Below are 15,645 nucleotides of genomic sequence, written 5' to 3'. Positions count from 1 at the left end.
ATATGAGCAACATTACTATTTATCACAACCCGGCCTGCGGCACGTCGCGTAATACGCTGGAGATGATCCGCAACAGCGGTACAGAACCGACCATTATCTATTATCTGGAAACACCGCCAACGCGCGATGAGCTGGTCAAACTCATTGCCGATATGGGGATTTCCGTACGCGCGCTGTTGCGTAAAAACGTCGAGCCGTATGAGGAACTGGGCCTTGCAGAAGATAAATTTACTGACGATCAGTTAATCGACTTTATGCTTCAGCACCCGATTCTGATTAATCGCCCGATTGTGGTGACGCCGCTGGGAACTCGCCTGTGCCGCCCTTCAGAAGTGGTGCTGGAAATTCTGCCAGATGCGCAACAAGGCGCGTTCACCAAGGAAGATGGCGAGAAAGTGGTTGATGAAGCGGGTAAACGGTTGAAATAACTAAAGGGGGATATGCCCCCTTATTTGTTCTCCGCGGCTCCTTCGCCATCTGTTTTGCTAAGTGGCATTTATGACGGTTATTTTAGGTATAGCTATATGACTCAGATGCTATTTTAAAGTTAACAAAATCAAACTAAAGAATTTTTAGCGCCGAAGCTGCGCATTTTTGTCTCATCCTCCCTTTTAAAGGAAAAATTTCAGATACTAATGCAACACTTCTTTAAATAATTTCAATACAGCTTAACCAATTTTATTACTACACTTAAAAAAGATCACTAAAATTTCACATCACACACCTTCAAAGCATATCATAACCTTTTAAAATGAGCGTTTTTTGATAGTTGCTAGCGCATTATTTTACGATACTATCACTGCCTTTTTATACTCAAACATTACCACATAGAAATAAAATGGAAGTTAAAGATAATTATATCAGGAAGATATGTCGCATCGTATTTATAGCTGCATTGAAGGAAATCATTTCATATCTCTAATTATCATATTAACTAAACATTTTGCAAAAAAAAAAGATGATCAATAAGGAATGTTATGTCAATTGATTTTACCCCCGGTATAATAAATATATATAATGGTGATATTTATAATTGTACTATAAATACCGACAAAATATTTAATGATGTTAAAGCCCCGGAGACTTCAAAGCGCCCTTATGATAATAGCGAAAAACAACTCATTAATTTCTCATTCCCAGGTGAAGAAAACCATCCTGAACAATTATATTTTGCGCAAAAACAATCACAACAAATTAATGAGTGCCACACAATCCCCCCATTTACAGATGCAGAATATTCACGAGTTGTAGATCAACTTGTGAATATTATTAATAACATTGAATCGATAGATTCAAAGCCACTCACGCAACAGACGCAAACAATATTTAATCAGATAAATAAAATTATATACCAAGAAGATAAAGATTCTGAATGTCAAATCATTGTAGTCGTTAATCCAACACCCAACAGACCAATCACAACAAGAATTCTCATAGAAGAGGAAATCCCTAAAACATTCAGCATCCAAACTGTTTGCTCAGATAATAACATTTTCGCTGGGCAACGAGCAGACTTACCATCTGAGATAAAAGACATTCAAAGCTTGTATCTGAAACTGGCCAAATTGTATGTTGCGCATAGTGAAAATGAAAACAGGATGAATGTATTAGACTGGCCCCCTGAATCTCCAGACAACCAGTATCACTTAAATAAGTGATAGTCTTAATACTAGTTTTTAGACTAGTCATTGGAGAACAGATGATTGATGTCTTAGGGCCGGAGAAACGCAGACGGCGTACCACACAGGAAAAGATCGCAATTGTTCAGCAGAGCTTTGAACCGGGGATGACGGTCTCCCTCGTTGCCCGGCAACATGGTGTAGCAGCCAGCCAGTTATTTCTCTGGCGTAAGCAATACCGGGAAGGAAGTCTTACTGCTGTCGCCGCCGGAGAACAGGTTGTTCCTGCCTCTGAACTTGCTGCCGCCATGAAGCAGATTAAAGAACTCCAGCGCCTGCTCGGCAAGAAAACGATGGAAAATGAACTCCTCAAAGAAGCCGTTGAATATGGACGGGCAAAAAGTGGATAGCGCACGCGCCCTTATTGCCCGGGGATGGGGAGTAAGCTTAGTCAGCCGTTGTCTCCGGGTGTCGCGTGCGCAGTTGCACGTCATTCTCAGACGAACCGATGACTGGATGGATGGCCGCCGCAGTCGTCACACTGATGATACGGATGTGCTTCTCCGTATACACCATGTTATCGGAGAGCTGCCCACGTATGGTTATCGTCGGGTATGGGCGCTGCTTCGCAGACAGGCAGAACTTGATGGTATGCCTGCGATCAATGCCAAACGTGTTTACCGGATCATGCGCCAGAATGCGCTGTTGCTTGAGCGAAAACCTGCTGTACCGCCATCGAAACGGGCACATACAGGCAGAGTGGCCGTGAAAGAAAGCAATCAGCGATGGTGCTCTGACGGGTTCGAGTTCTGCTGTGATAACGGAGAGAGACTGCGTGTCACGTTCGCGCTGGACTGCTGTGATCGTGAGGCACTGCACTGGGCGGTCACTACCGGCGGCTTCAACAGTGAAACAGTACAGGACGTCATGCTGGGAGCGGTGGAACGCCGCTTCGGCAACGATCTTCCGTCGTCTCCAGTGGAGTGGCTGACGGATAATGGTTCATGCTACCGGGCTAATGAAACACGCCAGTTCGCCCGGATGTTGGGACTTGAACCGAAGAACACGGCGGTGCGGAGTCCGGAGAGTAACGGAATAGCAGAGAGCTTCGTGAAAACGATAAAGCGTGACTACATCAGTATCATGCCCAAACCAGACGGGTTAACGGCAGCAAAGAACCTTGCAGAGGCGTTCGAGCATTATAACGAATGGCATCCGCATAGTGCGCTGGGTTATCGCTCGCCACGGGAATATCTGCGGCAGCAGGCTTGTAATGGGTTAAGTGATAACAGATGTCTGGAAATATAGGGGCAAATCCATGTATTTTCTGGATGTGACTTTATTAATTTCAATATGACAGGACAAGACATGTCAGGGCTCGTTCTGACCTTGTCAAAATTTTATTATGAAGATTTGCTCAATATAGATTTCACTGACGCAAATTTATTAAACACTATTTTTTTACATAAAAAACATCCCATCCCCAAATTACATAACTATGATCAGCACCTTGACAAACAAATTGATGGATTGTTTTCAACACTGTTAACTATTAATGATGAATCTTTGCGAGCAAAATCTGAAATTGCTTCAACGATAATACAACTTTTAAAGACAAAGGTAAAAAACCTTACATTTAAAGATATATTAAAATATCAGCAAGAATTCCAAAAGGAATGTTACGAGCAACTTCAAATTGTTACGACAGACCACCTATACAATAAAATTAAAAAATGGGCAACAATGTCTAAAGATGAATTCAATGCTTTTAAATACAGGACGCTTCAACTCGAAAAAATATCGCACAGTCCTTATTTAAAGATGCCGCTACCTAATGAAAAAGATATAAATTACGGGGTGGAAATAAAATTACCAACTGGTAAAAAGAATTCGCTTATCGACGCATTACCAGAATATAATACCATAATTTTGAATATTAGCACTTTATAACTAATGAATAAAAATATATTTTAAGTATTATTAAAATATGTCGCTAATATCATGGGGCGATTTCATACTCATGTCACGCCCCATAATTATCTAAATTGAATTGAAGGAATATAAACATCAGACAGGTTTACGTTACTATCAGGCATATCGCCTCAGAATCAGATGAAAACTATAAAGAAATATCTATTATGGTTTTAATATTTGTTGATAAGGATAGTAACATGAACATGACAAAAGGTGCACTCATCCTCAGCCTTTCATTTTTGCTTGCCGCATGTAGTTCAATTCCGCAAAATATCAAAGGCAATAACCAACCTGATATTCAAAAAAGTTTTGTTGCTGTTCATAACCAGCCGGGGTTATATGTTGGTCAACAAGCGCGCTTTGGCGGGAAGGTTATCAACGTTATCAATGGCAAAACGGATACGTTGTTAGAAATCGCTGTATTACCGTTGGATAGCTATGCGAAGCCTGATATTGAAGCCAACTATCAGGGCCGACTGCTCGCCAGACAAAGCGGCTTCCTTGATCCAGTGAACTATCGTAATCACTTTGTTACCATCCTCGGTACCATTCAGGGTGAACAACCTGGCTTTATCAATAAAGTCCCGTATAACTTCCTGGAAGTGAATATGCAGGGAATCCAGGTGTGGCATTTGAGAGAAGTGGTTAATACCACCTATAACCTGTGGGATTACGGCTATGGTGCATTCTGGCCGGAACCGGGCTGGGGCGCGCCTTACTACACCAATGCGGTGAGTCAAGTAACACCTGAGCTGGTCAAATAACACCACCGAGAGATGCAGATGCTTTCTCAGCATCTGCATCATGCATTACATTAAATTAATACACAGCCAGCTAACTATTATTATTATAAGCCCTGTCCTGTTAATTACCTTTGGCAAACTGATTATAAAGTTAATGTCCGCACCAGGAGTCGGTTATGTTTCTTATAATTACCAGGGATACGATGTTCTTCACTGCGATGAAAAACATTCTGAGCAAAGGTAATGTCGTTCATATACAGAACGAAGAAGAGATCGACGTAATGTTGCATCAGCATGCCTTCGTCATTATTGATACATTAATGAATAATGTATTTCATTCTAATTTGCTCACTCAGATTGAACGATTAAAACCTGTCCATGTGATTATTTTCTCTCCCTTTAATATTAAACGCTGCCTGGGGAAAGTACCGGTGACCTTTGTTCCGCGAACTATCACCATCATCGACTTTGTCGCACTCATCAATGGCAGTTACTGCTCTGTGCCTGAAGCGGATGTGTCCCTTTCGCGCAAGCAGCATCAGGTTCTAAGCTGCATTGCGAATCAAATGACAACGGAAGATATTCTGGAGAAACTGAAAATATCGCTAAAAACGTTCTACTGCCATAAACACAATATCATGATGATCCTCAATCTTAAGCGGATCAATGAGTTGGTACGCCATCAGCATATTGATTATCTGGTGTGAATTTCCAGTAGGGTGGCGAGTGTGATTTCGCTACCACACAGATTAGCTAATTGAAACGCCTTTCACCCCCGCCATACCTTTTAATAATCGCAACAGATCTTCTATCGACGTCGTGGCATGAAGCTGGATATCAATGGCGACCACTTCATGATCTTCATTTTCCTGCAACGAAACTAAATCCGTTTTTATTTTTTGCTGCTTAAACCAGTCGAGCATTGATACCGTATTACCGTTCACTAATGTCAGCTGTAAATGGTAATTTTTATTCATCAGGCGGAAGGTTAATTGATGGAAGACTTCCAGCACCAGTAAGGTCATCACTGAACCATAAATACCCAGTTCGTACATACCGCTACCAATAACCATACCAATGGCGGCAGTCACCCAGATATCGGCTGCCGTCGTCAGACCCACAATATTTTGGTTACGAACAAGAATGTTACCCGCACCGATAAACCCAACACCCGTCACTACCTGAGCAGCAATACGGCTGGGGTCCAGTCCGACGTGATCTAAAGACAGCACGTCAGCAAAACCATATTTCGAAACAATCATAAACAGGGCGCTTCCCATGCCAATTAATACATGTGTGCGTAACCCTGCTCCTTTGCCGCGCATTTGCCTTTCCATGCCAATAGCGCCACAGGCAATTGCTGCGAGTATAAGACGTATAATAAATTCTGCTGTCATATAAAAATGCAAAAAGGAGCAGCAAGATGGCTCAACTTGCTACTCCTTTTTACTTGTGCCCCATTAATTCGGCAAGTCATTAGATGCTTGATTTTTGAAAGTATACAAATTTTTCTGCGGATTTTTTTTGCAGTATTCGATCACTTTAGGAATTTGAGTAAGATCGGTTTCATTTAAAGTAACAGTATCACCACCTTTATAAACTGTTTCTTCATGCAGCATCCACCACGCAACCGGTGTCATTGCTTTTGGATTCAGATCAATAAATTCCTGGCAAGTCATATCCTTAGCGGATTCATTGGCTGCCAGCGCAGATTGTGCGTTCACCAGTGACAAAGCCGCTACAGCGCCCATAAAAATAAACGCTTTACGGAGAGATGAAATATTCATTTTGTAACCCATTCAATATAGAGATTAAATATGAACAGAAGGAATAGCTGCTTTTGAAGAAGGTATTCCTACCTGTTCAATATGCAAGGAAGTACGATGTAACGTATTCCCGGAATTACATATCTTTCTTAACTTTGTCCCATTCGCTTTTAACTTTATCTTTAAAGTTGGCTTGTTTATCCTGAGTACAAGCCTGAACGATCGCTGGGGTTACGGTTGCAATACCCTGAACATCTAAAACCGCATCTTCTGGTTTATCTTTATTGTTCAGTGCTTCAGCAAAACCAACTGCAGTTGGCTGGAAGGATTCGTCCACAGCCAGAAAATCTTCACAGGTCCAGGTGTTGACCGGTTTTTTGTTATCAGCTGCTTTTTGCGCATCCGCTGCATTGCTCACAACTGGCAGAAGAAGCAGACCACCAAGAATAACGCCTAATACTTTTTTCATCGTAATATCCTCAACTATAAAGTGAAAGAGCCGTCACGAATCAATTTCGACACTGAGGTTATAACCTGGTTTTCTGTATATGTCATGTTGATGGAAAATATCAAAATCAGATATTTTTATTTCAATACAATAAGTTACAGATGCATCAGATACTGTAATTAGGAAATTTTTATTAAATCGACTGCATTCTTAGACGCGTTTTTGGCATAGATTGATAGCAGGGGATTTTCTTCTTAATTTTATAGGGTGGTTCTATGTTATATATAGATAAGGCAACAATTTTGAAGTTTGATCTGGAGATGCTTAAAAAACATCGCAGAGCAATCCAGTTTATTGCCGTGCTGCTGTTTATCGTCGGGTTGCTGTGTATCAGTTTTCCGTTCGTCTCTGGCGACATTTTAAGCACAGTAGTGGGTGCATTATTAATCTGCTCGGGCATTGCGCTTATTGTCGGGCTATTCAGCAACCGCAGTCATAATTTCTGGCCGGTATTATCCGGTTTCCTCGTCGCAGTCGCCTATTTATTGATCGGCTATTTCTTCATCCGCGCACCGGAGCTGGGCATTTTTGCCATTGCGGCATTTATTGCCGGTTTGTTCTGTGTGGCAGGAGTTATTCGTCTGATGAGTTGGTATCGTCAGCGTTCAATGAAAGGCAGTTGGCTACAGCTCGTTATTGGTGTGCTGGATATCGTCATTGCCTGGATATTCCTTGGTGCAACGCCGATGGTTTCTGTAACGCTGGTTTCCACACTAGTGGGAATTGAACTGATATTTAGCGCCGCTAGCCTGTTCAGCTTCGCCAGTTTGTTTGTTAAAAAGCAATAATTATCCCTATTGCCACCTGGATCATAGTCACTTGATGTGACTATGATCAAATTAATACTCTCTCCGCTACACAGCATTTTAGATCAATTGCGCGCTATCATTGAAATAATTACCTGCTGATGAGTATTTCAACCTACTGAATTTTATCTGATTTTTTTCATTGCATGGCAAATTAGCCATTTCAAACATTATCATGGCTGATATTTTCCGTAGTCAGGTTTAATGTTTTAAAAGTGCTGTGGGAAAGTGAACAAAGAGTTCCGTAAACGTTGATGCTATGGGCGGTTAAATAAGTAATCCGGGTTCATTTTTTTGCAACTGGCGTTGATTACATTGCATAAATATCCGTGTCTCCAGACGCTATATAAAAACCTGAAGACATGAATGAGTTATTTACTCAGGTAATTTCAATGCGTTAAAAGAAAGCTGGCAATCCAATTGCCAGCTTAAGTCGAAACAAGGAGACTCGATATTTAAATCGGATTACATTTTAACTTTAGTAATATTCTTCAGAGATCACAAACTGGTTATTGATAACTTATTCTTGGGCAGTAATCCGCAAACGTTAATTTTTTGTTTGCAGTTTACAATCTGATAACAACCAGGAATTTTACTTAGGATCAATATATGGAGTGCGTGATGGATAAATCTGAAGTATTGATTAGTGTTAATAGACGTATTAGTTCACGAAGGGCAAGGTTCTTATAGGCGTTTACTATATTGAACAACGATTCGGACAGGGATGTAAATAATGAAAAGGATGACATGTTCGAAACGATAACGGCTAAGGAGCAAGTTATGATTTTTCTCATGACGAAAGATTCTTTTCTTTTACAGGGCTTTTGGCAGTTGAAAGATAATCACGAAATGATAAAAATCAATTCCCTGTCAGAGATCAAAAAAGTAGGTAATAAACCTTTCAAGGTTATCATTGATACCTATCACAACCATATCCTTGATGAAGAAGCGATTAAATTTCTGGAGAAATTAGACGCCGAGAGAATTATTGTTTTGGCACCTTATCACATCAGTAAACTAAAAGCTAAAGCGCCTATTTATTTTGTCAGCCGCAAAGAAAGTATCAAAAATCTTCTTGAGATTACTTATGGTAAACACTTGCCTCATAAGAATTCACAATTATGTTTTTCACATAATCAGTTCAAAATTATGCAGCTGATTCTGAAAAACAAAAACGAAAGCAATATCACGTCAACGCTCAATATTTCGCAACAAACATTAAAGATTCAGAAATTCAACATTATGTACAAGCTGAAACTAAGACGTATGAGCGACATCGTCACCCTGGGTATCACATCTTATTTTTAGTCAGGACATAATTAACTGAAAATGATGGCAGGCATGAAGAGGGATGCAGATGCTGATTTCATTATCCCCGGTGATGACTAAAGGAGAGGCGAAAACGACTTTATTCCCCTGGTATGTGTATCCACCAGTAGAACCCTTCGTTGCCCGAATGCTGGCAGGAACTGTTGGCAGAACGGCAACATTTTTTTTGTCGTTGACCTCACCATGTCGATCACTGTGCTTGCATCCCATCTTACTGGCTGACAACCCCACTATGCCGCTGGTCTGTAAATCCCTCATACCTCTCCTCGCGCGCAATTTAAAGAACCGTTATATCTCAAGAATTTTCAGGGACTAAAATGAACAGAAGAAGAAAACTGTTAATACCGTTGTTATTCTGCGGCGCGATGCTCACCGCCTGCGATGACAAATCGACGGAAAACGCCGCCGCCATGACGCCTGAGGTCGGTGTCGTCACACTCTCCCCCGGTTCGGTCAATGTGTTGAGCGAATTGCCCGGTAGAACCGTTCCTTATGAAGTTGCCGAGATACGCCCCCAGGTGGGCGGTATTATCATTAAACGCAACTTTATCGAAGGCGATAAAGTGAACCAGGGCGATTCGCTGTATCAGATTGATCCTGCGCCTTTACAGGCCGATCTAAACTCCGCCAAAGGCTCGTTGGCGAAAGCACTCTCAACCGCCAGCAATGCCCGCATCACCTTCAACCGCCAGGCATCATTGCTGAAGACCAACTACGTTAGCCGTCAGGATTACGACACCGCACGCACCCAGCTGAATGAAGCAGAAGCCAATGTCACCGTCGCCAAAGCGGCTGTTGAACAGGCGACTATCAACCTGCAATACGCAAATGTCATCTCACCGATTACGGGCGTCAGCGGGAAATCGTCGGTGACCGTCGGCGCACTCGTTACCGCTAATCAGGCAGATTCGCTGGTTACCGTACAACGTCTGGACCCGATTTATGTCGATCTCACGCAGTCGGTGCAGGATTTCTTGCGCATGAAAGAAGAGGTCGCCAGTGGGCAAATCAAACAGGTTCAGGGCAGTACGCCAGTACAGCTCAATCTGGAAAATGGTAAACGTTACAGCCAGACCGGCACGCTGAAATTCTCCGACCCGACGGTGGATGAAACCACGGGCTCCGTGACGTTACGGGCGATTTTCCCCAACCCAAATGGTGACTTGCTGCCTGGCATGTACGTCACGGCATTAGTGGATGAAGGTAGCCGCCAGAATGTATTACTGGTGCCGCAGGAAGGCGTCACCCACAACGCCCAGGGTAAAGCAACGGCGCTCATTCTGGATAAAGACGATGTCGTGCAGCTACGCGAAATTGAAGCCAGCAAAGCCATCGGCGACCAGTGGGTTGTCACTTCTGGTTTGCAGGCTGGCGATCGGGTGATCGTTTCCGGTTTGCAACGTATTCATCCGGGTATCAAAGCACGTGCAATTTCCTCCAGCCAGGAAAACGCCAGCACCGAATCGAAACAATAACGTTGCAGGCTTAAGGGGACTTTCATGGCTAACTATTTTATTGATCGCCCGGTTTTTGCCTGGGTACTTGCCATTATTATGATGCTTGCAGGTGGTCTGGCGATCATGAACTTACCGGTTGCGCAATATCCGCAGATTGCGCCACCAACCATTACCGTCAGCGCAACCTATCCGGGTGCCGATGCGCAAACGGTAGAAGACTCGGTCACTCAGGTGATTGAGCAAAATATGAATGGGCTTGATGGCCTGATGTACATGTCTTCAACCAGCGATGCGGCGGGTAATGCCTCCATCACTCTGACCTTTGAGACGGGGACATCGCCTGATATCGCGCAGGTTCAGGTGCAAAATAAACTGCAACTCGCTATGCCTTCATTACCTGAAGCGGTGCAGCAGCAGGGGATTAGCGTCGATAAGTCGAGCAGTAATATCCTGATGGTAGCGGCGTTCATTTCTGATAACGGCAGTCTCAACCAGTACGATATCGCGGACTATGTAGCGTCTAATATCAAAGACCCGCTAAGCCGTACCGCGGGCGTTGGTAGCGTACAACTCTTTGGTTCCGAGTATGCCATGCGTATCTGGCTGGACCCGCAAAAACTCAATAAATACAACCTGGTACCTTCCGATGTTATTTCCCAGATTAAGGTGCAAAACAACCAGATTTCTGGTGGTCAACTGGGTGGCATGCCACAGGCGGCAGACCAGCAACTGAACGCCTCGATCATTGTGCAGACGCGTCTGCAAACGCCGGAAGAATTTGGCAAAATCCTGTTGAAAGTTCAGCAAGATGGCTCGCAAGTGCTGCTGCGTGATGTCGCCCGCGTCGAACTTGGGGCGGAAGATTATTCCACCGTGGCGCGCTATAACGGCAAACCTGCGGCCGGGATCGCCATCAAACTGGCTACCGGAGCAAATGCCCTGGATACCTCACGGGCAGTCAAAGAGGAGCTAAATCGCCTATCGGCCTATTTCCCCGCCAGTCTGAAGACGGTTTATCCTTACGACACGACGCCGTTTATCGAAATTTCTATTCAGGAAGTTTTCAAAACACTGGTTGAGGCAATCATCCTCGTCTTCCTGGTCATGTATCTGTTTTTGCAGAATTTCCGAGCCACAATCATCCCGACGATTGCCGTACCGGTGGTTATTCTCGGGACGTTTGCGATCTTGTCGGCGGTCGGTTTCACCATCAACACCCTCACCATGTTCGGGATGGTGCTGGCGATAGGGTTGTTGGTGGATGACGCCATCGTGGTGGTAGAAAACGTCGAGCGCGTGATAGCGGAGGATAAACTGCCGCCGAAGGAAGCAACGCATAAATCCATGGGGCAAATCCAACGCGCTCTGGTCGGGATTGCCGTTGTGCTTTCCGCGGTGTTTATGCCAATGGCCTTTATGAGCGGCGCGACCGGGGAAATTTATCGTCAGTTCTCCATCACGCTGATCTCCTCGATGCTGCTTTCAGTATTTGTCGCAATGAGCCTGACCCCTGCCCTGTGCGCCACCATTCTGAAAGCCGCGCCGGAAGGCGGTCACAAACCTAACGCCCTGTTCGCACGCTTCAACACGCTGTTTGAAAAATCGACTCATCACTATACCGATAGCACCCGCTCGCTGTTGCGTTGTACCGGTCGCTACATGGTGGTCTACCTGCTGATTTGCGCCGGGATGGCGGTGCTGTTCCTGCGTACGCCGACCTCTTTCTTACCAGAAGAGGATCAGGGGGTATTTATGACCACCGCGCAGTTACCTTCCGGTGCAACCATGGTTAACACCACGAAAGTGCTGCAACAGGTGACTGATTATTATCTGACAAAAGAGAAAGATAATGTTCAGTCGGTGTTTACCGTTGGCGGCTTTGGCTTCAGTGGCCAGGGGCAAAACAACGGTCTGGCGTTTATCAGCCTCAAACCGTGGTCTGAACGTGTCGGTGAGGAAAACTCGGTTACCGCGATCATTCAGCGGGCAATGATTGCGTTAAGCAGTATCAATAAAGCCGTCGTCTTCCCGTTCAACTTACCCGCGGTGGCTGAACTGGGTACCGCGTCAGGTTTTGATATGGAACTGCTGGACAACGGTAACCTGGGGCACGAAAAACTGACCCAGGCGCGAAACGAGCTGTTATCACTGGCTGCGCAATCGCCGAACCAGGTTACCGGGGTACGCCCGAACGGCCTGGAAGATACGCCAATGTTCAAAGTTAACGTCAATGCCGCGAAAGCCGAGGCAATGGGCGTGGCGCTGTCCGATATCAACCAGACAATTTCCACCGCCTTCGGCAGCAGCTACGTGAACGACTTCCTCAACCAGGGACGGGTGAAAAAAGTGTATGTCCAGGCAGGCACGCCGTTCCGTATGTTGCCGGATAACATCAACCAGTGGTATGTACGCAACGCCTCTGGCACGATGGCACCGCTTTCTGCCTATTCGTCTACCGAATGGACCTATGGTTCGCCGCGACTGGAACGCTACAACGGCATCCCGTCAATGGAGATTTTAGGTGAAGCGGCGGCCGGGAAAAGTACCGGTGACGCCATGAAATTTATGGCAGACCTGGTCGCTAAACTTCCGGCAGGCGTCGGCTACTCATGGACCGGACTGTCTTATCAGGAAGCGTTATCCTCAAACCAGGCTCCCGCGCTGTATGCCATTTCACTGGTCGTGGTGTTCCTCGCCCTTGCCGCACTTTATGAGAGCTGGTCAATTCCGTTCTCGGTGATGTTGGTTGTACCGTTAGGCGTCGTTGGCGCATTACTGGCCACCGATCTGCGCGGCTTAAGTAATGACGTCTACTTCCAGGTTGGTTTGTTGACTACCATCGGGCTTTCCGCCAAGAACGCCATCCTGATCGTCGAATTTGCCGTTGAGATGATGCAGAAAGAAGGGAAAACGCCGATAGAGGCGATCATCGAAGCGGCGCGAATGCGTTTACGCCCAATCCTGATGACCTCTCTGGCCTTTATTCTCGGCGTGCTGCCGCTGGTAATCAGTCATGGTGCCGGTTCCGGCGCGCAAAACGCGGTAGGTACCGGCGTGATGGGCGGGATGTTTGCCGCAACAGTGCTGGCCATTTACTTCGTTCCAGTCTTTTTCGTTGTAGTGGAACATCTCTTTGCCCGCTTTAAAAAAGCGTAACGTGTAAATGAGAGTAAGGTTGAACGTGAGGGTTCAGCCTTACTCTTTCCTGCTAACCATTCACCACTCAACAACCAGCTAACCGTCAGGAATACCAGGCTTAGTACACAGCACTGAAAGTAAAAACCACTCCAGCCATTCGTCATCAATTTGAACAGCACAATACTGACCCACATTCCCGTAATCGTATGAATTGTCAGCTTAATAATCCCAAACATGCCGAGTCTTTTCCTCCTGAAAATACCTATACCGCCTGGCATACTGCGAAAGAGAACTAGCCGGTAGCCCGGCAGAAATCATCAGGGAAGAGTTTCACATGAAGCACGTGTGAGATCCTGACCAATATTCAAATGCGAAATATGTCAGGAAAAGGTGCCTGGCGAATGTTGCGCAAACTGATGTGGCGTTACACCATAATATTGTCGAAATGTGTTTATAAAGTACGACGTACTGCTATACCCACATTTTTCCGCAATAGTATGTAGAGGAATTTGACGTAACTCGAGTAATCGTCTGGCCATCGACATCCTGGAAGCGAGTAATATTTTACTGAAACAGGTATTTTCGTCCTGCAACTTTTTTTTGATTAGACTCTCGCTGGTATACATTCTTTCCGCGATATCGCGTAGATACCAACGTTTAGCGATATCAAAGCTAATAAGGCGTTCAACTTTTCCTGAAACAGTGCTGATACTATTGAAAAGTAAGGGGATTAGTTCTTTCTTATGAGAAAACATAGATAAACAGGAAAGGTAGAGCATATTGCTCAGTATCGGCGAATTTACTCCGGATTCATTGAAACTATCAAAAATCGCCGTCACCAGAGGCATGGGCGGGGACTGGTTAATTAACAAACGGTCTTTGCTATGTAACCCTAAATTGCGCGGTAACTGACGAATATTTTGTAAGTAATGGCAAACTGTCAGCTCATCGATATCCAGTCGTCGTGTATCCGGTGAACAAAACGCAAAATCGTCTGCCAAATTTTTATCCAGCAGTAGAATACTTTCGTTGTGCAACGATATTTTTTGCTGTTCATGATGAATATCCAATGAACGACGAACGAGGATCACCGAGCAGACATGAGTCATGACTATCCCTTATATTTCATTACTGCGATTATTTCAATTTCAGTATACTAATGAAATGATGCCAGACCGCTTCTTCGTGCATAAACTGCCATATTTGGTAGGACCAAAAGTTATCCAAAAAGTAGTTTGGCATAACAGTTAATTGATAATAAGAAAATGCAAGAAGAATATATTTTCACACAGCGCATAGCTTATGTTTATAAAAAAATGGCTGATCTTATCTCCATTAAAAGTTATATTTAACTTACTGAGAGCACAAAGTTTCCCGTGCCAACAGGGAGTGTTATAACGGTTTATTAGTCTGGAGACGGCAGACTATCCTCTTCCCGGTCCCCTATGCCGGGTTTTTTTTATGTCTGGGTAAAAACTATAATCTTATTTCTTCCGCAGAATAGTTAGTACCGTAAAAATTCCCTTGCGCAACAATACTTGCCGCCGAGTCACGGTTCGGCAATCCTTGTGCTGATCGTTCCTGATACTCTGTGGGCGTCATCCCATAATAATTTCGAAAAACGTAAATGAAATACGACACGCTGTGATAACCACAGGACACTGCAACTCGCTTAATTGAAAAACCATGTATAACAATAAGTTGCAAAGCACGTTGCATTCTACACTCAGTAAGCAACTGTGAATATGACGTACCTTCTTCGCGCAATTTTTTCTTTAACAGGCTTGAACTCATCAACAGCTCGCTGGCGATTTGGGCTAATGTCCACTCATGGGCGATATTATTATTGATGACCGTACAAACTCGTGTTCGCATGTTCGGTTGCAAAACGTTCAGAAGCAGCGGTATAAACTGCTCGTCCTCCAGGAAAACAGATAACAACGCAAAGATTAATGCTCTTTTACGGAGCATTTCTGCATAGCGCAGATTCTTATTCTGCGATAGTTGCGCAACCTCCTGAAAAACAGGAATATCTCTGGTACAGTGATGAACGAGTAACGAAGGAACTTTTTTATGTGCATGAAGATTTAATGCCTCCTCCTTGAGCATCGGGAGAAATAATGAAAGCGTGTCCCTTGAAACTAATACAAAATTCTCGACACACTTATCCACTTGAATTTGACTTGCATCCGCAAAAACCAGTTCACCGCCATTAAAATAGCGATATTCACCATTAACCATGGTGAGAATATATTTATGTCTTGCGTACGCAATTAGACAATTACCATGTAGTGATTGCATAGTC

Annotated in this window: 14 protein-coding genes and 2 pseudogenes; 10 read left to right on the top strand and 6 right to left on the bottom strand. The window is 44.3% G+C overall.

The window, feature by feature from the left end:
* Positions 1-2 precede the first annotated feature (2 nt).
* From arsC to QUF14_RS21665, 6 genes and pseudogenes are all read left to right on the top strand, one after another.
* Positions 3-428: a glutaredoxin-dependent arsenate reductase gene (gene arsC / locus QUF14_RS21690; protein ID WP_000065785.1), complete on the top strand. Its 426-nt coding sequence runs from the start codon at positions 3-5 to the stop codon at positions 426-428.
* 549 nt (positions 429-977) lie between these two features.
* A pseudogene (locus tag QUF14_RS21685) lies at positions 978-1,607 on the top strand (hypothetical protein); the annotation flags it as partial.
* Positions 1,608-1,699: 92 nt separating this feature from the next.
* Positions 1,700-2,927, top strand: a protein-coding gene (locus QUF14_RS21680; protein WP_286333081.1) for an IS3-like element IS2 family transposase whose coding sequence is annotated in 2 segments (ribosomal slippage) — positions 1,700-2,019 and positions 2,018-2,927 — 1,230 coding nt in all. Because the reading frame shifts where the segments join, the coding sequence is not laid out codon by codon here.
* 18 nt (positions 2,928-2,945) lie between these two features.
* A pseudogene (locus QUF14_RS21675) lies at positions 2,946-3,546 on the top strand (hypothetical protein); the annotation flags it as partial.
* A gap of 244 nt (positions 3,547-3,790) precedes the next feature.
* Complete coding sequence (slp, locus tag QUF14_RS21670; RefSeq protein WP_001057453.1) at positions 3,791-4,357, top strand: outer membrane lipoprotein Slp; 567 nt, start codon at positions 3,791-3,793, stop codon at positions 4,355-4,357.
* Positions 4,358-4,512: 155 nt separating this feature from the next.
* Entirely contained in the window at positions 4,513-5,043 is a 531-nt protein-coding gene (locus QUF14_RS21665) for a helix-turn-helix transcriptional regulator (RefSeq protein WP_000478615.1), read from the top strand.
* A 42-nt stretch (positions 5,044-5,085) separates the two neighbouring features.
* Here the strand turns inward: QUF14_RS21665 and QUF14_RS21660 are convergent, their stop codons facing one another.
* The 3 genes from QUF14_RS21660 to hdeA all read right to left on the bottom strand — a co-directional run bounded on the left by QUF14_RS21660 (position 5,086) and on the right by hdeA (position 6,571).
* Positions 5,086-5,733: an MgtC/SapB family protein gene (locus QUF14_RS21660; RefSeq protein ID WP_001296814.1), complete on the bottom strand. Its 648-nt coding sequence runs from the start codon at positions 5,731-5,733 to the stop codon at positions 5,086-5,088.
* Between the two features lie 63 nt (positions 5,734-5,796).
* Positions 5,797-6,123, bottom strand: a complete 327-nt coding sequence (gene hdeB, locus QUF14_RS21655) for an acid-activated periplasmic chaperone HdeB (RefSeq protein ID WP_001298717.1) — start codon at positions 6,121-6,123, stop codon at positions 5,797-5,799.
* 115 nt (positions 6,124-6,238) lie between these two features.
* Positions 6,239-6,571, bottom strand: a complete 333-nt coding sequence (gene hdeA / locus QUF14_RS21650) for an acid-activated periplasmic chaperone HdeA (RefSeq protein ID WP_000756553.1) — start codon at positions 6,569-6,571, stop codon at positions 6,239-6,241.
* A 254-nt stretch (positions 6,572-6,825) separates the two neighbouring features.
* Between hdeA and hdeD the strand changes: the two genes are divergently transcribed.
* Together hdeD and gadE are read left to right on the top strand one after the other, a co-directional pair.
* Positions 6,826-7,398: an acid-resistance protein HdeD gene (hdeD, locus tag QUF14_RS21645; protein WP_000965671.1), complete on the top strand. Its 573-nt coding sequence runs from the start codon at positions 6,826-6,828 to the stop codon at positions 7,396-7,398.
* A gap of 798 nt (positions 7,399-8,196) precedes the next feature.
* Complete coding sequence (gene gadE, locus QUF14_RS21640; protein WP_000576690.1) at positions 8,197-8,724, top strand: acid resistance transcriptional activator GadE; 528 nt, start codon at positions 8,197-8,199, stop codon at positions 8,722-8,724.
* On the opposite strand, the gene QUF14_RS21635 is transcribed toward gadE, so the two are convergent.
* Positions 8,725-9,003, bottom strand: coding sequence for a hypothetical protein (locus QUF14_RS21635; protein ID WP_001205315.1), 279 nt, complete (start codon positions 9,001-9,003; stop codon positions 8,725-8,727).
* A gap of 107 nt (positions 9,004-9,110) precedes the next feature.
* Here QUF14_RS21635 and mdtE point away from each other — a divergent pair, with 107 nt between their 5' ends.
* Both mdtE and mdtF read left to right on the top strand, forming a co-directional pair.
* On the top strand, positions 9,111-10,220 hold the full coding sequence (gene mdtE / locus QUF14_RS21630; RefSeq protein WP_337459505.1) for a multidrug transporter subunit MdtE: 1,110 nt from the start codon (positions 9,111-9,113) through the stop codon (positions 10,218-10,220).
* 24 nt (positions 10,221-10,244) lie between these two features.
* Positions 10,245-13,358 carry a multidrug efflux pump RND permease MdtF gene (gene mdtF, locus QUF14_RS21625; protein WP_282625408.1) on the top strand — a complete coding sequence of 1,038 codons (3,114 nt, stop codon included), beginning with the start codon at positions 10,245-10,247 and terminating at the stop codon, positions 13,356-13,358.
* Between the two features lie 362 nt (positions 13,359-13,720).
* Here mdtF and gadW read toward each other — a convergent pair whose 3' ends face one another.
* Together gadW and gadX are read right to left on the bottom strand one after the other, a co-directional pair.
* Positions 13,721-14,449 (bottom strand): acid resistance transcriptional activator GadW, encoded by a 729-nt coding sequence (gene gadW, locus QUF14_RS21620; protein ID WP_000150009.1) that lies wholly within the window; start codon positions 14,447-14,449, stop codon positions 13,721-13,723.
* Positions 14,450-14,816: 367 nt separating this feature from the next.
* Positions 14,817-15,641 (bottom strand): acid resistance transcriptional activator GadX, encoded by an 825-nt coding sequence (gadX, locus tag QUF14_RS21615; RefSeq protein ID WP_001191078.1) that lies wholly within the window; start codon positions 15,639-15,641, stop codon positions 14,817-14,819.
* Between the last annotated feature and the right edge of the window lie 4 nt (positions 15,642-15,645).

Source organism: Escherichia sp. HH091_1A (genome assembly GCF_030295175.1).
GTDB lineage: Bacteria > Pseudomonadota > Gammaproteobacteria > Enterobacterales > Enterobacteriaceae > Escherichia > Escherichia coli_F.
This window is presented reverse-complemented; position numbering and strand designations above follow the sequence as displayed.